Annotated in this window: 12 protein-coding genes; 6 read left to right on the forward strand and 6 right to left on the reverse strand. The window is 69.1% G+C overall.

What is annotated here, in order from left to right; all coding sequences use genetic code 11:
- Nucleotides 1-84: 84 nt before the first annotated feature.
- From IE277_RS39955 to IE277_RS39975, 5 genes are all read right to left on the reverse strand, one after another.
- Nucleotides 85-3,123 (reverse strand): MGH1-like glycoside hydrolase domain-containing protein, encoded by a 3,039-nt coding sequence (locus IE277_RS39955; protein ID WP_229882329.1) that lies wholly within the window; start codon nt 3,121-3,123, stop codon nt 85-87.
- 18 nt (nt 3,124-3,141) lie between these two features.
- A complete protein-coding gene (locus tag IE277_RS39960; RefSeq protein WP_189958644.1) occupies nt 3,142-4,575 on the reverse strand; it encodes a glycoside hydrolase family 43 protein in 1,434 nt (477 codons plus the stop codon).
- 266 nt (nt 4,576-4,841) lie between these two features.
- Nucleotides 4,842-7,124, reverse strand: coding sequence for an alpha-xylosidase (gene yicI, locus IE277_RS39965; RefSeq protein ID WP_189958645.1), 2,283 nt, complete (start codon nt 7,122-7,124; stop codon nt 4,842-4,844).
- The gene (locus tag IE277_RS39970) at nt 7,121-8,572 is read right to left on the reverse strand and encodes a GH1 family beta-glucosidase (RefSeq protein ID WP_189958669.1); all 1,452 of its coding nucleotides are present in this window, start codon (nt 8,570-8,572) and stop codon (nt 7,121-7,123) included. Before IE277_RS39970 ends, yicI begins: the two co-directional genes overlap by 4 nt.
- Entirely contained in the window at nt 8,569-8,994 is a 426-nt protein-coding gene (locus IE277_RS39975; RefSeq protein WP_229882330.1) for an acetylxylan esterase, read from the reverse strand. Before IE277_RS39975 ends, IE277_RS39970 begins: the two co-directional genes overlap by 4 nt.
- Before the next feature lie 333 nt (nt 8,995-9,327).
- On the opposite strand from IE277_RS39975, the gene IE277_RS39980 reads away from it, so the two are divergent.
- From IE277_RS39980 to IE277_RS39990, 3 genes are all read left to right on the forward strand, one after another.
- The gene (locus IE277_RS39980) at nt 9,328-9,531 is read left to right on the forward strand and encodes a hypothetical protein (RefSeq protein ID WP_189958647.1); all 204 of its coding nucleotides are present in this window, start codon (nt 9,328-9,330) and stop codon (nt 9,529-9,531) included.
- A gap of 85 nt (nt 9,532-9,616) precedes the next feature.
- Complete coding sequence (locus tag IE277_RS39985; protein ID WP_189958648.1) at nt 9,617-11,758, forward strand: beta-galactosidase; 2,142 nt, start codon at nt 9,617-9,619, stop codon at nt 11,756-11,758.
- A complete protein-coding gene (locus IE277_RS39990; protein WP_189958649.1) occupies nt 11,755-11,904 on the forward strand; it encodes a hypothetical protein in 150 nt (49 codons plus the stop codon). The genes IE277_RS39985 and IE277_RS39990 overlap by 4 nt, the downstream gene beginning before the upstream one ends.
- Before the next feature lie 110 nt (nt 11,905-12,014).
- Here the strand turns inward: IE277_RS39990 and IE277_RS39995 are convergent, their stop codons facing one another.
- Nucleotides 12,015-14,855, reverse strand: a complete 2,841-nt coding sequence (locus tag IE277_RS39995) for a glycoside hydrolase family 3 C-terminal domain-containing protein (RefSeq protein ID WP_189958650.1) — start codon at nt 14,853-14,855, stop codon at nt 12,015-12,017.
- Nucleotides 14,856-15,179: 324 nt separating this feature from the next.
- Between IE277_RS39995 and IE277_RS40000 the strand changes: the two genes are divergently transcribed.
- Genes IE277_RS40000 through IE277_RS40010 form a run of 3 tightly spaced genes read left to right on the forward strand, consistent with a single transcriptional unit; the run spans nt 15,180 to nt 18,819 of the window.
- Nucleotides 15,180-16,844, forward strand: a complete 1,665-nt coding sequence (locus tag IE277_RS40000; RefSeq protein ID WP_189958651.1) for an extracellular solute-binding protein — start codon at nt 15,180-15,182, stop codon at nt 16,842-16,844.
- Entirely contained in the window at nt 16,844-17,896 is a 1,053-nt protein-coding gene (locus IE277_RS40005) for an ABC transporter permease (protein WP_189958652.1), read from the forward strand. Before IE277_RS40000 ends, IE277_RS40005 begins: the two co-directional genes overlap by 1 nt.
- Complete coding sequence (locus IE277_RS40010) at nt 17,893-18,819, forward strand: carbohydrate ABC transporter permease (RefSeq protein ID WP_189958653.1); 927 nt, start codon at nt 17,893-17,895, stop codon at nt 18,817-18,819. The genes IE277_RS40005 and IE277_RS40010 overlap by 4 nt, the downstream gene beginning before the upstream one ends.
- Nucleotides 18,820-18,840 lie beyond the last annotated feature (21 nt).

The raw sequence follows: 18,840 nt of genomic DNA on the forward strand, positions 1-18,840 counted from the left end.
GGTCGATGACGGCCAAGCAGCCGAGTCGTCGTGGGGAGCCGGGCGGCAGCGTCGGGGGACGCTGCCGCGCAGGGGAACGGTCGGTCAGGAGTTGAACGGCGTCGCGCCGTCGTCGGTGGCGATGCGCCACAGGTGGTCGGCGGTGCCGTTGTCGTCCCACTGCAGGGCCGGGGCCCCGGATGCGGTGGACATGTTCCGGATGCCCAGGACCATGCCGCTGTTCTTGTTGACGAGTTTGCAGTAGCCGCCGCCGGCGTCCACCACGGACCAGAGGTGGTCGGGGGTGAGGGTGTCGCCCCACTGCAGGGCGACGGCGCCCGCCGTCCTGGAGGCGTCCTTGATGCCGAGGACCTGGCCGCTGTTGGTGTTGAAGATTTTGTAGTAGCCGTTCTCGGCGGGGACGATCTTCCACCAGTGGTTGGCCGTGGTGTCGGCGGTCTGCTGCTGGGCGGTGCCACCGGCGTTGACCGAGGAGCCGGAGATGCCGAGCTCCAAGTTGCTGTTCTTGTTGATGATCTTCACGGCCGGAGCCTCCGGGTACCAGGACTCCAGTTCGGTGACGCCGACGAACTTGCCGGGCTGAGGGGTGAGGACGACCCGGAACTGGGACGTCGTGATCGTCGGGAACGTCACCTCGTTCGCGCCGTTGGCGACCGGCGCGGCCGGGCTCTTGGTCTGGTTCGGGACGTTCACCCAGGAGCCGTTGTCGAGGTACTGCACGGTGTAGCTCGCCGGGACGCGAATGTTCGCGCCGTCGTCGTAGGTGTAGAACTTCACCTCGTTGATCTTCCGTGGCGCGCCGAAGTCGACGCCGAGGTGGTCGGTGGCGTTCGGTGAGCCGGAATTGGTCCACCGGTCGTCGGGGATCTTGTCGTAGCGGATCCAGCCGTCGGTGGCCCGCAGCGGGGCGTCGAAGGTGGTGGGCTTGCAGGTCTGGCCGCTGTGGCAGTGCGGGCCGTTGGAGACGGTGTTGGTGTAGGAGGCGAAGGCCTTCGGGTAGGGCTGCGTGATGGTGCGGCCCAGCCAGTCCTGCTCGGCGGTCAGCGGGTTGGCAGCCACGTTCATCATCCGCGCGGGCTGTGCCGGGGTGACCGGGGCGGCCACGTTCACGGTGGTGTTGCCGACGGTCGGGGACTGGTGGATGCGCCGGCCGTCCTGGAAGACCTGGAGGCCGCTGCCCTTGCCGTAGTGGGTGCCGTCGCGGTCCCAGCGGATCGAGTATGTGTGTCCGTGGTAGGGCAGGCTCTCCACCGCGAAATAGTCCCAGCTCGACGGGATCAGCGGCTTCAGCACCAGCGTGTTGTCCGCCTGCGGCTTGATGCCCAGCAGACCGGTGAGTACGAGGTCGTTGAAGCTGGAGTGGTTGTAGTTCTCGCTGAAGTTGAACCCGTCGTAGATCCACTCGCCGGTGTCGCCGTTGGCGGCCTCGGCGATGTAGGGCTTGCCGTCCTTGTGCTGGAGGGCGGCGAACTGGGACAACATCGTCTGGTAGTCGGCCTTGGTGACGTAGCTCTGGGCCGGGTAGTCCTGGAGCAGGTTCGCGAGGCCGGTGAGGACCTGACTGGTCTGGTAGGGCCAGCTGGGGCCGTTCCAGTGGCAGCAGTTGGCGTCGTCGCGCCGCTGCGAGGCGGGGATCGCCTGGTAGTTGAAGTACGGGTTCGCCGTGATGCGGTCGAGCTCGGCGAAGCCGGTGCCCTTGGCGAACTTCAGCGTGTTGGCACCGGCCTTGAGGGGGACCTGCACGGTGACGGCCTGCGACTCCGAGAACTTCCCCCAGGTGCCGGTGGGCGCATAGCTGACTGTGATCGGGTGGGCGGTGTCGTCGTTGACGATGAGCCTGTGGGTCGACGTGCCGCTGGTGGCGTTGGCGTAGTACACGGTCACCGGGTACGTCCCGGCGCCGGGAGCGTCCACGTTGAAGGTGACATAGCTGTCGTCGAAGTCGATCTGGCCGATGTACTGACCGCCCGAGGCCGTCGAGGAGCTGAACAGGTTGGCGTGGTTGCGGGTGGCCTGCTCGGCCTCGAAGTCGTGCACCCGCTCCAGCGTCGTGGGCCCGAACGGCGCCTTGAACCGCTGGGAGTCCGTCAGGTACTTCCACGCCGAGGAGTACCGCGCGTCCGGCAGGTTGAACGCCCAGGGGGCGTAGCCCATCAGCTCCCGCCAGGTCGTCCGGGTCTGCTTCAGGGCGCCGTTGGTGCCGTCCGTGTTGTAGACCTGCATGAAGAAGTTCCGCTGCGGGTCCCAGAGCGAGTTCTGCACGGCGGCCTTGAGCTGGGCGGCCTTCACGTCGTAGTCGTTCGCGGTCGCCGTGTCCCCGGTCATGGTGGCGATCTTGCTGATCGCCTGGGCGGCCGCGAACATGTAGGCATTGATCGTGGGCCGGTAGCCGCGGCCGCCGCTGAACCAGTTACTGCTGTGCATCGACGTCTCGGTGTACTCCGTGGCGTCGGACAGCGGGCTCTGGTGGTAGAGGTCACTGGTGGACTGCGTCCCGTTCACCGTGATGTCGGTGTCGAAGTCGGAGTCCCACCGCTTGTACAGGGCGATGAGATGGGGGAGTTCGGACTTGATCTGCCCGGCGTCCCCGGTGACGAGATAGCGCTGGTACGCGGCGCTCGTGATCCACTCGCTGAAGTTCCGTACACCCGGGTTGCCCGCCCCGCGCAGCCAGAAGTCCAGGTAGTCTCCCGCGTAGTCGCGGTTGCGCAGCCAGCGCCCGTCCAGCAGGTGGTAGCCGGCCGCGTCAGGGAGCGCGGTGTACGGGTTCCCGGCGTAGCCGATGGGCACGTCGTACTCGGTCGACACATAACCCGTGCCCGGCACGGTGTAGCGCAGGGCACGCTTGTAGGTGCTCCACCGGTAGTAGTAGACATCGTCGATGTCGTTGTCGGGGGTGTCGATGAAAGGGATGTTGTCCTTGTACCACTGCCGCTCGTCGAGCTGGTTGGCGGCGAGGATCGCGTCCTTGTCCAGCGCGACCGTGTTGGGGTCGTCGGCCGCCCGGGCGGCAGTGGCCCCAGGCCCTGCGGTCAACAGGGTCGTGAAAAGCATCGAGCCGCACAGCGCGGCCACGAGGCGGTTGCTGGGTCTGAGCCGGTAACGCATCAAGGTGTCCTCCATCGGGCACTCATGCGCGGGTCAGCTCGTCACGCGGAAGGTGGCGTCGCTGCGTCCGGTCGAGGTGGTGATCGGGTCGAGCTTCAGCTCGAAGGCGTAGTGGCGGATGTAGCGGTCGGGGTGGTTGTACGACTGGAACGACGACCAGGTGGGGTCGGCGAGCCCGGCCACCTGGCGGAAGGTGGCGTCCTGGGCGAACTGGCTGCTGCCGTCGTTGTAGGCCAGCTGGAAGTCGTCGTCGGAGTGGCGCAGGAAGTAGCCGGGGAAGTTGACCGACTCGAAGGAGACGGTGCCGGAGCCCGCCAGGCCGGCCCTGAGCCGGAACCGGGAGTCGTCGGCCGGATTGACGTTCGGGTCGATGCGCGCGTCGAAGTTGGTGTGCCGTACGTAGCGGTCCTGGAAGTTGTACGACTGGAGCCGGTTGGCCGGGGTGCCCGGCCAGCGGGCGAGCACACGGCTCTCCTCGGCGGCCGTCAGGTTCAGGATCCAGCCGTGGCGCTTCTTCGTGCCGCCCATGTTGTAGCTGCCCGACGCCTGCCTCTGGTAGGCCGCGGGATTGGACGGGTCGGTCGTCACGACCGGCATGTAACCGCCGCCGCTGGCGTACTGGTCGAGGTAGAGGGCCCACTTGTCGGTGCCGTTGAACTTCATCCACATCGGGCCCTCGACCTGGGAACCGGTCAGGCCGATGCCGGAGAGGTTGCCGAGGTTGGTCCACGTCCCCAGGATCGAGTTGCTGCCTTCGAGCGTGATCTGCCCGTCACCGGAGGCCCGCACATAGCGGTAGTGACCGACGCCCGACGGCACCTCGATGATCTGGGTGTCGATGATGTTCTGGGTGGCGGGGCGGTCGATGTAGACCTGCGGGGTGGTGATGGTGTGGAAGTCCGACGTGCGGGCGTAGTAGATGCGGTGCTTCAGCACACCGTTGAGCGTCGCGTTCGTCGCCCAGTACAGGACGTAGTCTTTGGTCTCCGGGTCCCAGATCGCCTCGGGCGCCCAGGCGTTGCGGCCGTCGGGGATCGCGCCGGCGACGTTGAGCAGCCACGGCTGTGACCAGTTGACCAGGTCCGTGGACTCCCACACCACGATGCTGCGGCTGGCGTTGTTCACGGCGTCGTCCCAGTTCTGCCCGCAGCCGATGCACAGGTCGGTCGCGATGATCCAGTACTTGCTGCCGTCGGGAGAGCGCACCAGTGCGTGGTCGCGCACACCCTTCGTGCCGACCGGCGAGCGTAGGACCGTGCCGCCGCCGTTGAGGTCGTTCCAGTGCACACCGTCCGTGCTGTGTGAGAGGTAGGTCTGCTGACCGGTCGACCCGTCCCCCGTGAAGTGCACCATCAGGTAACCCGGGTCGGCGGCCGCGGCCCGCTCGGGTGTGGTCAGGACTTGGCCCGTGAAGAGGAGGCATGCGGCGAGCAATATCGCCGACAGCCGTGTACGCAACGCGGACATGTAGGTCTCCTGTCGTTCTGCGAGTGCCACTCCGATGAGGAGTCACTTGTCCGAAAACTCGAACATCGTTCGCAGGGTCGGGCAGACGCTAAATGTGGGAAGCGGGATGCGTCAATACTTCTCACATTCGTGGTTCGCGTGACCGGAGAAGGCGAGTGGGTGACGCGCGCTGTTCCGTTCGTCTGCCACGCCAGCAGTTCGCCAACGGCGGCTGTGAACCGCGCCGAGGGCGGGGCCTTGCAGGGACCCCGCCCTGGCTGTCCGGTTCAGGCCGGGTACGGCAGGTCGGCCTCCGGGGTGCCGGCGGGCCGGGTGTGCAGGGTTCCGTCCGGGGCGCCGAACCGCAGCTGCCACGGGTGCGGACTGTCGGTGGCCACGTGCAGGCGGTCGCCCAGGCGCCGCAGGTGGAAGAGAGCCGTCTGACCGGGGCCGTCGGTGCTCGGGATCACCACGGTGCGCTCTGCGCCGTCGGCGAAGGCGTGCACCCGCAGCTCGACACCGTCCGCCCAGGCGGAGACCGGGTGCTGGTCGTCGGCGGCCAGCGGGATGACCGAGTCCGGACGGGCCAGCAGCGGCAGGGTGTGGAAGCCGTGCTGCTCGCGGACCCAGCGCGGACCGGCGACCTGAGCACCTGTCAGCACATTGGTCCACGTGCCTTCAGGCACGTAGTACTCGACGGTGCCGTCGTCGGTGAAGACCGGGGCGACGAGCAGGTCGTCGCCGAGCATGTACTGCCGGTCGAGGGAGGCGGCGGCCGGGTCGTCGGGGAACTCCAGCAGCATGGCGCGCATCACCGGGACACCAGTGGTGTGCGCCTGCTGCGCGGCGCGCTGGAGGTAGGGGGCGAGGCGGTGCTTGAGCAGGGTGAACTCGCGGGTGACGTCGACGGCCTCCTCCCCGTAGTCCCAGGGCACGCGATACGACTTGCTGCCGTGCAGGCGGCTGTGCGAGGAGAGCAGCCCGAACTGCACCCAGCGCTTGAACACGGCCGGGGTCGGGGTGCCCTCGAAGCCGCCGATGTCGTGGCTCCAGAAGCCGAAGCCGGACAGGCCGAGGGAGAGTCCGCCGCGCAGCGACTCGGCCATGGCGTTGAAGTGGGACTCGCAGTCGCCGCCCCAGTGGACCGGGTACTGCTGTCCGCCCGCCGTGGCGGAACGGGCGAACAGCAGCGCCTCGCCCTCGCCTCGCTCGGTGCGCAACAGCTCGAAGACGGTCTGGTTGAAGAGGTGGGTGTAGTAGTTGTGCATCCGCTCGGGGTCGGAGCCGTCGTGCCAGACGACGTCGGTGGGGATACGCTCCCCGAAGTCGGTCTTGAAGCAGTCCACGCCCTGGTCCAGCAGCGTCTTCAGCTTGCCGGTGTACCAGTCGCGCGCGGCAGGGTTGGTGAAGTCCACCAGGGCCATGCCGGGCTGCCACAGGTCCCACTGCCACACGCTGCCGTCCGGGCGTCGTACCAGGTGGCCCTCGCGCAGTCCCTCTTCGAACAGCGCCGACTTCTGCGCGATGTACGGGTTGATCCAGGCGGAGATCCGCAGCCCCTGCTGCTTGAGCCTGCTCAGCATGCCGGCCGGGTCCGGGAAGGTGTCGGAGTCCCATTCGAAGTCGCACCACTGGTAGCCGCGCATCCAGAAGCAGTCGAAGTGGAAGACGCTCAGCGGGATGCCGCGCTCGGCCATGCCGTCGACGAAGCGGTTGACGGTGGCCTCGTCGTAGTCGGTGGTGAAGGAGGTGGTCAGCCACAGGCCGAGCGCCCAGGCCGGGGGCAGGGCGGGGCGGCCGGTGAGCGCGGTGTAGCGCTGAAGGACCTGCTTCGGGGTCGGTCCGTGGACGACGAAGAACTCCAGCGACTGGTCCTCGACGCTGAACTGGACCTGGCCGACGGACTCGGAGCCGATCTCGTAGCTGACCTTGCCGGGGTGGTTGACGAAGACGCCGTAGCCGCGGTTGGTCAGGTGGAAGGGGATGTTCTTGTACGCCTGCTCGCTGCTGGTGCCGCCGTCGGCCTGCCAGATGTCCACCGTCTGCCCGTTCTTGACGAACGGGGTGAACCGCTCACCCAGCCCGTACACCGACTCTCCCACGCCCAGGGAGAGTTGCCCGAGCATGAAGTGCCGGCCGTCGGCGTTGGTGACGAAACCGGTGCCGCGCTCGCCGACGGAGGTCAGCGCCCGCCCGCCGGCGCTGAACTCCAGATGCCACGGCTGGGAAGTGTCCACCCGCAGCGACAGCTCACCGGCGCTGAGCTCGATCACCGTGCCGTCCCGGTGCACCTTCCCGGTGCCCGGTTCCGCGCCGGGCAGCGCGAACTCCGGCCCCTGCCGCACCGAGCCGGCGTGGTGGGTGGCACGTACCCCGATCACGCCCTCGGCCGGCGACCAGCACTCGACCGTCAGCAGTGCGCTGTTGAGCATGTCGCCACGTCTGCGCACGTGCTTCACCGGCGCGTAGAGGGTCAGCCGGTGCTCGTCGGCCCGGACGTCCGCGACCTCGGTGGCGTAGCGCGCCGTGACGCCCGGACGCATCAGCCAGTAGCCGTCGGTGAACTTCATGGGGTGGTCTCCTCCGTCCGCGCGTGGTGCGCGGTGATCAAGCCCCGGTACCAGTGGTAGCTGTCCTTGGGCGTTCGGGTCAGCGTGTCGTAGTCGACGTGGACGATGCCGAAGCGCTGGCCGTAGCCGCGCGCCCACTCGAAGTTGTCCAGCAGCGACCAGACGTAGTAGCCGCGCACGTCCACCCCGGCGGTGACAGCGGCGGAAACGGCGGCGAGATGGTCCGTGAGGTAGTCGATCCGCGCGGTGTCGTGGACCCGGCCGTCGGGGGCGACGGTGTCGGTCTCGGCGGAGCCGTTCTCGGTGATCCAGATCGGCGGAAGCCGCGGGTGGCGGGCGTGGAGTCCGCAGAGCAGCTCGGTGAGCGCCTCCGGGACGACGGGCCATCCCATGGTGGTGTGCCGGGTCCCGTACGGGTCCACCTCGGTGACGCCGATGTCCACGGCGGTGCGCAGTTCGGGGTCGGCCGCGCGGTGGGGGGCGGCGGTGACCGTCACGGGGCGGTAGAAGTTGACGCCGAGGAAGTCCAGCGGGGCGCCGATCAGTTCCAGGTCGCCGGGCAACCGCCAGGGACCGGCGGCGAGGCCGGCCCAGGTCTCGTCCTCGTGCGCGGGGTAGCGACCGGAGAGGAGCGGCTCGGTCCAGACCTCGTTGTGGAGGACCTCGGCCCGGCGCAGTGCCGCCTGGTCCTCGGGGCCGTCGGTGGCGGCGTGGAGACGGTCGAGGTTGAGGGTGATCCCGATCTCGCGGGCGCCCGCGGCGCGCAGCGCGCGTACCGCGAGGCCGTGGGCGACCAGCAGGTGGTGGGCGGCGGCCAGCGCGCCGCGACCTTCTTCGGCGCCGGGTGCGTGACGCCCCTCGGCGTGGCCGACGAAGGCGGAGCAGTACGGCTCGTTGAGGGTGATCCAGCGCTCCACCCGGTCCCCGAAGCGCTCGGCGGCGAGGGCCGCGTACTCGGCGAACGCCTCGGCGGTCTCCCTGACGCGCCAGCCCCCACCCGCGGCGGAGCCGCTGTCGGATGGAGTCTCCAGGGCCTGGGGCAGGTCCCAGTGGTAGAGCGTGACGGTAGGGGCGACCCCGGCGGCCAGCAGCTCGTCGATCAGCCGGTCGTAGAAGTCCAGGCCCTTGGCGTTGACCGGCCCGGTGCCCTCGGGCAGCAGGCGGGGCCAGGCGATCGAGAACCGGTAGTCGTCGACGCCGAGCTCGCGCAGCAGGCCGATGTCCTCGCGGTAGCGGTGGTAGTGGTCGCAGGCGGTGTCACCGGTGGCGCCGCCGAGGGTGCGGCCGGGGGTGTGGCTGAAGGTGTCCCAGATGGACGGGCCGCGGCCGTCCTGGTCGTGGGCGCCCTCGATCTGGTAGGCGGCGGTCGCGGCTCCGAGGCGGAACCCGGCGGGCAGTTCGGGGAACGGGCGCGCGGTGGGCCCGGATGCGTTGGACACGGTGTTCAGAGCTCCGGAGACAGGCCGCGCCGGTGCGGCCGGGCCAGTCGGGTGGGCGGGTTGGAGCCGCGGCCGCTGTCGTGGTCGGGGAACGACCACACGGTGACGGAGCGGTCCTGGCCCGCGGAGTGGTTGAGGGCGGCGCAGACCGTCGAGGGCGGGCCTACAGGGGCCTTCAGGCCGGCGCCGAACAGCGCCGGAGCGGTGGCCCGTTGGGGGAAGCGGACGCCGTCGAAGCAGTCGAGGGTGGCGAAGGTCGTCTCCACACGGCGGTCGCTGTGCCGGTGCGGGTGCTTGGTGACCTTCAGGCACTGGCCCTCGCGGCCAAGGCCCCGGCAGCAGGCCGTCTTCGGCTGACCGGTGTGCGGCGGGTCCGCCGGGCAACCGTCCTCGTTGTGATCCCGGTGCGCATCGCGCGACAGACCTACCACGGGCGGCCACGTCCAGAGCTGTTGGCGTCGGAGCCGATCGCCGGCCGGCGGTGCCGGTGAAAGGCGTTCATCCCACGGCAGCGGGGAACGCGCAACGGCCGCCGGCCGACGGCGGGCAGGAAAGCAGAACCCACGGGAGGGGCACCTCAACGAGAGGAGAGACATCGGTGGTGAAGCGCTTCGACGCTGTCACTGCCTGAGATGTGATGTCAATGCCTGGCGAGAAAGAAGGCTCCATTGCCTGCATCCTCTTGTTTCGCGACAAAATCCTCATTACCTTGCGTCTCAGGTGAAGCGCTTCGACGATCGATCCTCCGAGGGGGCTGCTGCCGGGTGATACACGCACCGCCCCGACGTCGTCGCCTCGGCGTCGAACTGCCGGACGGAACCTTCGCCTCGCTCGCGACTCTCGACGGCGGCTGTCCGCCGACCGGGCTGACCGGTGATCACGCCGAGAACAACACCGTCCCCCTCACCGACAAGTTCCTCGGCTCACCGCGTGACGGCGGTACGTCCATGACCGGCTCGACCTCCTGACACCCCCCACCTACCCGCCACGGCCGCCGGGATCCACGACCGGGAACCCGGCGACCGTGATCGCTACGTCTCTCGAGGGCCTCGCATGACTGATCTGCCCGCGCGCGTCCTGTTCGGCGCCGCCTACTATCACGAGTACCAGCCGTACGAGCGGCTCAAGACCGACCTCGATCTCATGGCGGAGGCGAAGTTCACCGTCATCCGCGTCGGCGAGTCGGTCTGGTCCACCTGGGAACCGGAGAACGGCCGGTTCGCACTCGACTGGCTGCAACCCGTCCTCGACGGCGCACACGAGCGCGGCATCTCCGTCGTCCTCGGAACCCCCACCTACGCGGTGCCGCCGTGGCTGGCCCGGCAGTACCCGGAGATCGCCGCCGAGGACGCCACCGGGCGCCGCGCCGCGTGGGGCGCCCGGCAGGAGGTCGACTTCACGCACCCGGCCTTCCGTTTCCACGCCGAGCGGGTGATCCGCGCGATCGCCGCCCGCTACGCCGCCCACCCCGCGGTCATCGGCTTCCAGGTCGACAACGAGCCCGGCCCGCGACTGCCGCACAACCACGGTGTCTTCCAGCGGTTCGTGGACGACCTGCGGCAGCGGTACGGCGATGTGGAGACCCTCAACCGCGAGTGGGGGCTGGTGTACTGGTCGCACCGGCTGTCCACGTGGGCCGACCTGTGGACCCCGGAGGGCAACGCGCAGCCGCAGTACGGCCTGGCCTGGCAGGCGTTCCAGGCGCGCCAGACCACCGAGTTCATCGCCTGGCAGGCCGCCGTCGTGCGTGAGTACGCGCGGCCCGGCCAGTTCGTCACCACGTGCCTCGCCTACGGCTCTCCCGGCCTGGAGGACGACGAGCTGACCGACAGCCTGGACGTCACCGCCGGCAACCCGTACTACGACATGCAGGACAGCCTCACGATGCCCGAGCCGCCGCGCGAGAAGCTCCCGCAGCAGTGGATGGCGTACGGGGCGTGGGCGCTGCACCACAGCGCCGACCGGATCTACTCCTCGCGCCAGGAGCCGTTCCTGATCACGGAGACCAACGCCCAGGCCATCGGCGGCACTTCCGACAACCGGCCCGCCTTCGACGGGCAGTGGCGGCAGGCCGCGTGGGCGCTGGTCGCGCGCGGCGCCCGCATGATCGAGTACTGGCACTGGCACACGCTGCACTTCGGCGCCGAGACGTACTGGGGCGGGATCCTCCCGCACAGCGGACGACCGGGGCGCGCCTACCGGGAACTCGCCCGACTGGGCGCCGAGTTCGAGCGGGCCGGGGACCTGGTCGCCGGGATCGCACCGGACGCGGACATCGCGATGGTGTACTCGGCGCCGAGCAAGTGGCTGATGCGCAAGTATCCGCCGCTCGCCGGTCCCGACGGCGGTCCGGACGCGGGTGCGTACGAGGGCATCTTCGAGCCGTTCTACCGGGGCGCGTTCGAGGCGGGGCGCCAGGTACGGATCCTGCACACCCGCCAGTTGCACGACGCACGCGGCGAACGCCCCGGGCCGGCCCCGGAGTCGGTGGCTGAGCAGCACCCCGTGCTCATCGCTCCCGCGCTGTACGTGGCGGACGACGGGATGCTCGACTGGCTCGGTGCCTACGCGGAGGCGGGCGGCCACCTCGTCCTCGGTCCCCGCACCGGCTACGGCGACCATGAGGCGCGGGCACGCCACGAGGTGACACCGGCACGACTGGTCCAGGCCGCGGGCGTCCGCTACGACGAGTTCAGCAACCTGCACGCCGACCTGCCGCTGCGCACCGCACCGGACAGCCCGCTCCAGTTGCCGGGCGACGCGGTGGCCACCCGCTGGGTGGAGGGCCTGACCGTCGACGACGCCGAGGTCCTGGCCGAGTACGACCACCCGCACTTCGGGCGCTGGCCCGCCGTCACCACCCGCCGCCACGGCGTGGGCCGCGTCACCTGCGTGGGCACCGTGCCCGGCCGCGATCTGGCCCGCGCGCTCGCCGCGTGGCTCGCGCCCACCCCGCGCAGCGGCTGGCAGGGCCTGCCGGACTCGGTCACCGTCGCCACCGGCACCGCCCCCGACGGCCGGCGCGTTCATGTCGTCCACAACTGGAACTGGCAGCCGGCCACCACCCAGGCCCCGGTGGACCTGACCGATGTCCTGGACGGCAGCGTGGTCCCGGCCGGTACGCCCGTGCGGCTCGGCGCCTGGGACGTCCGCGTCCTCGCTGCCGCACCGGGGGCTGTCGCGGAGGACCGGTGACAGCCGCCACCGCGGCACCGGAAACAGGCCGGCAGGCCGACGTCGAGCCCGGCGTCGGCCTCCGGCACACCCTGGCCGTGTTCCGCGGCTTCGTCGACCATGTGCCCGCCACATACAGCGATTCCGACACCTACGACGAACACTGAAGCCGGCCCTCTGGTCCCACCGCGTCCCGAAGAAGCCGAGTCCGGCACCGAAGCCTTCCGGTGCCGGACTCCTGTGCAGCGACTCCCACGGACATGGGGTCATGCGGACCTCAGACGGAGAAGGCGAGGTGCGCGAGCCGCAGCGGGCCACTCAGTCCGAGGCGGACGTCGTGCACACCGGCCCCGATGACGGCTGAGGCGCTCGCCGTGACGTAGTCGTAGGGTCCGGCCGTACCCGGGGAAAGAGTGAGCACGGCCAGTACCGGACCGTCATCCAGCGAGAGTTCGACCGTGCCTTCACCCGCGGCCTCCACCGTGATCCCGGCGGCCCCGTTTCCGAAGTCGCAGTCACGGAACACCAGCTCGCCCCTCCGGCCGGCCACAGGGGTGACGGAGTCACCCGACGTCTTCGTGCGGTCCACGATCTCGGTGTCCTGCTGGTCGTCGAAGTCCACCGTGTGCAGGCCGTCCGCCATGACCGGCCGGGCGACGGACGGCTCGCCGTCGAGGTCGACGGTCCGGGCCAGGCGGATGTCCTCGCTGGACGCGCCGACCAGGATCTCGTAGGGGCCCGGTGCCACCCGCTGACGTCCCTGCGCCACGTCCCAGAACGCGAAGGCCGACAGCGGCACCCGGAAGGCGATCTCCGTGACCTCGCCGGGCGCGAGCGTCACCCGCTGGTGCGCGGCCAGTTCCCTGCGGGGCCGTGGCACCGACGGCTCGATGGCCCGGGTGTAGAGCTGGGCGACCTCGTCCGCGGTGATGTCACCGGTGTTGCCGACCGCGAAGGACACGTGCAGGGTCCCGTCCTCGACGCGGGTCGTGAGGCCCTCGTAGGAGAAGGACGTGTACGACAGGCCATGGCCGAACGGGAAGAGAGGTGTGCCCTCGAAGTAGAGGTAGGTCTGGCAGCCGCCGATCACGTCGTAGTCGAGGAGGTCGGGCAGGTCCGAGTCGTCGGCGTACCAGGTCTGCGGGAGGCGGCCGGCGGGGGAGACGTCGCCGGCCAGGATCCGGGCCAGGGCTGTGCCGGCCGCCTGGCCGCCGTGGGCCGTCCACAGCAGCGTCGGCACCTCCGCGCGATCGACCGCGTACGGGTAGGCCGACACCAGCGTCAGCACCGTGTTCGGGTTGGCGGCGCGGGCCGCGCGCAGAAGGCGCTCCTGGTGGGCGGGGAGGGCGAGGGTCGTGCGGTCCTCGGTCTCGCGGCCGTTGATGTGCGGGTCGTTGCCCGCGACCACCAGGACCACGTCGGCCTGGGAGGCGACCCTGTGCACCGCGTCCTCGCCGCGTTCGGCGACGACGACCTCGAAGATCTCCCCGTTCCCGTCGGCAACCTTGAGGCCGTCGGCGGCGACAGAGACGTGGTGGCCCGTACCGATGTGCCTGAGGAGGTGTCCGTTCTCGTGGGGTTCCAGGCGGAAGGTCTCCTGGACGACCCAGCCTCCGGGCTGGTCGGCGGAGGCTCGCACATAGCCGTCCTCGGCGACCGAGAGGTAGCGGCCGTCCGGCGCGCGCAGGGTCAGCACGCCCTCGCCCCAGTCGATGAGGGAGAACTCGGTGCCGTTCGCGTCGGTGGCCAGCGGCGGCAGGTCGACCCGGCCCGCGAGCAGGGCCGGGTCGAGAGCGCCTTCGGCGCCGCGCACGTCATCGGCGGCCTCGGCCTCGGGGACGTGCAGGAAGGTTCCGGCCGAGGTCTTGAGCCGGATGCGGTCCACGCCCTCTGCGAACTCCACCTGGTCCGCGCCGAACCGCTCGTAGAGCCCCTCCAGCGGTGTGGAGCGGTGGATGAGCGTGCCGCTGTACCAGTCGAGCTTGCACTCGTCGGCGAGCAGGCCGACCACCGCGAGCCGGGTGCCGGGCGAGAGCGGCAGCAGACCGCCGTCGTTGCTCAGCAGCACGACGGCCTGCTCGGCGGCTTCCTGGGCGAGCGCGCGGTGCGCCGGGGTGTCGAAGTCCGTGGTGAGCGCGTGCGGGTCGTACTCCGGGTCGAACTCGCTGAGGCGGAAGCGGACCGAGAGCTGGCGGCGTACGGCCGTGTCGATGTCCGGCTCGGTCAGCAGGCCCTGCTCCAGTGCGCCGCGGACCCGTGCGGTGGTCTTCGAGGTGTCGGTGCCGTGGTCGGTGAAGCTGTCGACGCCGGCCAGCAGCGCGGCGGCCGTCGCCTCCTCGTGGGTGTCGAAGTAGTGCTCGGAGTCGACCAGGTTGGACGGCGCCCCCGCGTCCGAGCAGACCAGCACCTCCTCGTCGGTCCAGGTGCGCAGCTGCTCGCGCAGACACGGCGAGACATGGTTCGGGCGGCCGTTGACCAGGTTGTACGCCGGCATCACACCGGCCACGGCGCCCGCCTCGACCGCCTCTCGGAAGGCGCGCAGGTCGTACTCGTGCAGAACGCGCGGGCGCACCGAGGAGGACGTGACGTCACGGCCCGTCTCGTTGTTGTGGGCCAGCCAGTGCTTGAGTACGGGGGCGGTGCGCCAGTACGTGGGGTGGTCGCCGCGCAGGCCGTGCGTGTACGCGGTCGCGATGGCCGAGGTGAGCTTCGGGTCCTCCGAGTAGCCCTCCTCGTTGCGGCCCCACAGGGGGTGGCGCAGGAGGTTGACGGTGGGTGCCCAGACGTTCAGCCCCACACGGTCGTCGCGGGCGCGCATCGCGCGGGTCTCCTTGGACACGGCATCGCCTACCCGGCGTACGAGGTCGATGTTCCAGGTCGCGCCGAGGCCGACCGCCTGAGGGAAGACGGTGGCCGGGCCCATCCAGGCCACGCCGTGCAGCGCCTCCTGGCCGGTGCGGAACGCGGCGATGCCCAGCCGCTCGACGGCGGGGACGAACTGGTGCAGGAATCCGATCTTCTCGTCGAGAGTGAGCCGCGACAGAAGGTCGTCGATGCGCTTTGCGAACGGCAGCTGCGGATCGCGGAAGGGCAGCGTGTGCGGCGTGTGTGCGGTCACGTGGGATCCCCTTGAGATGGACCGGCATGAGATTTCGAAGCGCTTCGATGCTTATGCGACCGACAGTCAGGTGTCAAGAGATCAACATCGCTTCTTCAAGCAATACATGAGGAAGGAACCTGACTTGCGGCTCGGGGGAATCTTGGGAGCGACCCTTGTGTGCCCCTGGGCGTTCATTTAACCTCACTGCAACATCGAAGCGCTTCGACTCTGATTCGAATCGCAGTGGTTGGATGTCTGCTCCAGCTCAGCCAGTTCCACTCGCGACACCGCAGCCGACGGCCTCCCGCCGGGTGTCCACGTGCGCCATGAAGGGTTGACGCAATGACGCTGAACTCCGCCCCCTCCGGACCGAGCCGGAGAAGCTTCCTCGCCTCCACGGCGGTCACCGCCGTAGCGGTGGCCGGGGGAATGCCACTGCTCACCGCCTGCGGCGGCTCGGACAGCGGTTCACGGGAGGGAGCCACGTCGGGCAAGGCCGCCGAGAAGCTGCTCCCGGCGTACGTCGCCAGCAAGTTCGCCAAGCCGGACATTCCGGCGAAGAACGGTTCGGCGGACGGCTACACCGGCAAGATCGATCTCGCGGCCCTGACCGCATCGGTCCCGGGCAAGCTCGGCACCGATGCTCCCCTCACCATCATGTCCCCGCTCTGGGGCTCCCCGCCGAAAGGCGACTGCGCCTACTACAAGGCGCTCGACGCCGCTGCGGGGACCAAGATCACCTGGCAGAACCAGGACGGCAACACCTACGCCCAGAAGCTCGGTGCCGTCCTCGCCTCCAGCTCCATACCCGACATGGTGGTCGTGCCCCAGTGGATCATGAACGGCGGAAAGATAGCGAACGCGGTCACCGCGAAGTTCATGGACCTCGGCCCCTATCTGCAGGGTGACAAGGTCAAGAAGTACGCGAACCTGGCCGCGATTCCGTCCGACGCCTGGCGCATGGGCATCTTCGGCGGTGCGCTGCGCGGTATCCCGATGTCCGTCGCCCCCGCGACCTTCATCGTGCCCTACTACCGCAAGGACATCTTCGACAAGAAGGGCTACACCGTACCCAAGTCGGCCGACGAGTTCCTCAGCTGGGCCAAGGACGCCACGAGTGCCAAGGCCAAGGTGTGGGCCTGCGGTGACATGTCCTGGATCGGGGGGAACATCTTCCCCAACGCCCCCGGCTGGAACATCGATCCCGACGGCAAGCTGAGGTTCAGCAAGGAGCGGCCCGAATACCTCGAAGGCCTGGAGTGGATCCGCAAGCTGTTCGCGGCCGGCGTGGTCCACCCCGACGACAAGGCGCGCACCGGCGACCCGGGCCAGCGCTTCGCCTCCGGGCAGATCCTGGTCTTCGAGAGCGACATGTCCGCCTGGTACAACCAGGCGGCCGAACAGGCCAAGGCCAACCCGGACTTCCAGATCGAGGCCATGGACCTCTTCGGCGCCCACGGCGGCAACCCGACGATCTGGGCGACCTCGCCCGCCAACATCTGGTCGGTGATCCGCAAGGGTGCCTCGAAGGAGACGGTGGAGAACGCGCTGGCCGCCGCCAACTTCGCGGCCGCGCCGTACGGCACCAAGGAGCGGATGTTCGTCGACTACGGCGTCCAGGGCACCCACTACACGGTCAAGGACGGCGTCCCGGTCAAGACCGACAAGGGCAACACCGAGGTGATCAACGCCTGGCAGATGCTGGCGACCCCGGCTCCCTATCTCGCTCACCCCGACCTCCCCGAAGTCGCCCGCAAGCAGGTCGAGTACCAGCAGCGGATGGGTGCCTTCCTGAAGAAGACGTCCACCTACGGGATGACCATCGTCGAGCCGACCCGCTACGCGACCCTCTCCAGCCAGTTCGAGCAGCTGGAGATCGACTTCGTGCGCGGCAACAAGAAGCTGTCCGACGTGCAGCAGGCCATCTCGACCTGGAAGTCCTCCGGCGGTGACAAGCTGCGCGACTGGTACAAGGAACTCCTCGACAAGAACGGCAGTGACAACTGATGTCTCTCACGGCCGGGAGCAGGCCCGAGGGGACCCGTCCCGCCGCGGCCGTCGAGGAACCGACGGCCGCGGTCACCTCCGCCACGGCGAAGGTGCGGGCGCCGCGCGGGGCGGGCAAGGCGGGCAAGGTGCCCTGGCGGATCCGCCTGCGCCGCGACCGCGCGCTCATCCTGATGACGCTGCCCGTCATCGTGCTGCTCCTTCTCTTCAACTACGTTCCGCTGCTCGGCAATGTCGTCGCTTTCCAGGACTACGACCCGTACGTCTCCAGCAACGGCGTCACGGCGATCTTCCACAGCCCCTGGGTCGGGGTGGAGCAGTTCTCGCGGATGGTCGACGACCCGTTGTTCTGGGCCTCGGTGAAGAACACCCTCGTGCTGTTCGCGCTCCAGCTGGTGCTGTTCTTCCCGATCCCCATAGCCCTGGCGCTGGTCATCAACAGCGTGATCCGGCCGCGGGTGCGGGCAGTGGCGCAGGCGATCATGTATCTGCCGCACTTCTTCTCCTGGGTCCTCGTGATCACCGTGTTCCAGCAGGTCTTCGGCGGCGCGGGCATCATCGCCCAGACCTTGGAGAACCACGGGTGGAGCGGCTTCGACCTGATGACCGATCCGGGCATCTTCAAGTTCCTGGTCATCGCGGAGTCCGTCTGGAAGGACGCCGGCTGGGGGATCATCGTCTTCCTCGCCGCGCTGGCCGCCGTCAGCACTGATCTGTACGAGGCCGCCGCGATGGACGGCGCGGGTCGCTGGCGGCGCATGTGGCACGTGACGCTGCCCGCGCTGCGCCCGGTGATCGCGCTGCTGCTGGTCCTGCGGGTCGGCGACGCGCTGAGCGTCGGTTTCGAGCAGTTCCTGCTCCAGCGGGACGCGGTCGGTACGAACGCCGCCGAGGTCCTCGACACCTATGTGTGGAGCGTGGGTATCAAGTACGGCGACTTCAGCTACGGGGCCGCGGTCGGCCTCGTCAAGGGAGTCATCGGAGTGTGTCTCGTCCTGGGTGCGAACAAGGTCGCGCACATGCTTGGCGAGCAGGGGGTGTACCAGAAGTGAGTCTCAACACGCAGCTCATCCGCAGTCTCCAGGCCCCCGCCCGCCCGGTGTGGGAGGAGCCGCCGAGCAAGGCGGGACTCACCGCCAAGAGCGGCTTCCTCCTGCTCTGCTGCCTGGGAGTGCTCGGTCCGCTGTGGATCGTGATCGTCACCAGCCTCTCCCCGAAGCGCGTGATCGACCAGGCCGGCGGCCTCGTCGTGATCCCCAAGGGCCTCACCTTCGTCAACTACAGCGAACTGCTCGGCGGTGGCCAGGTCAGCCGGGCGATCATGGTCTCGGTCGGTGTCACGTTCTTCGGCACGCTGTTCTCGATGACGGTGTCGGTACTCGGGGCCTACGGGCTGTCCCGCCCGGGCAGTCTGGGCCACCGGTTCTTCCTGATGATCATGATGGCGACGATGTTCTTCGGGGCCGGTCTCATCCCGACGTACCTTCTGGTGCAGTCGCTGGGTCTCACCGACACCTATCTGTCGCTGGTCCTGCCGAGCGCGGTGAGTGTCTTCAACCTCCTCGTGCTGCGGGCCTTCTTCATGGGGATCTCGCCCGAACTCACCGAGTCCGCCCGCATCGACGGGGCCAGTGACCTGCGCATCCTGCTGACCATCATCATGCCGCTGTCCCGGGCGGTACTGGCCGTCATCTCGCTGTTCTACGCGGTCGGGTACTGGAGCGCCTGGTTCAACGCCTCCATCTACCTCAGCGACCAGGACATGATGCCGCTGCAGAACGTGCTCATCCAGCTGGTCCAGAAGCACACCGAGGCGCCGACCGGCCTCCAGCAGGCGGTTCGCACCGGGCAGCTCTCCCCCCTGGGGCTGCAGATGGCCGTCATGGTGCTCGCGCTGATCCCCGTCGCGGTCGCCTCGCCCTTCGTCCAGCGGCACTTCAAGAAGGGCATGCTCACCGGAGCCATCAAGGGCTGAAGCCCTTTGCTCCGGGGCCCC

The organism is Streptomyces alanosinicus, assembly GCF_014650595.1.
Lineage (GTDB): Bacteria > Actinomycetota > Actinomycetes > Streptomycetales > Streptomycetaceae > Streptomyces > Streptomyces alanosinicus.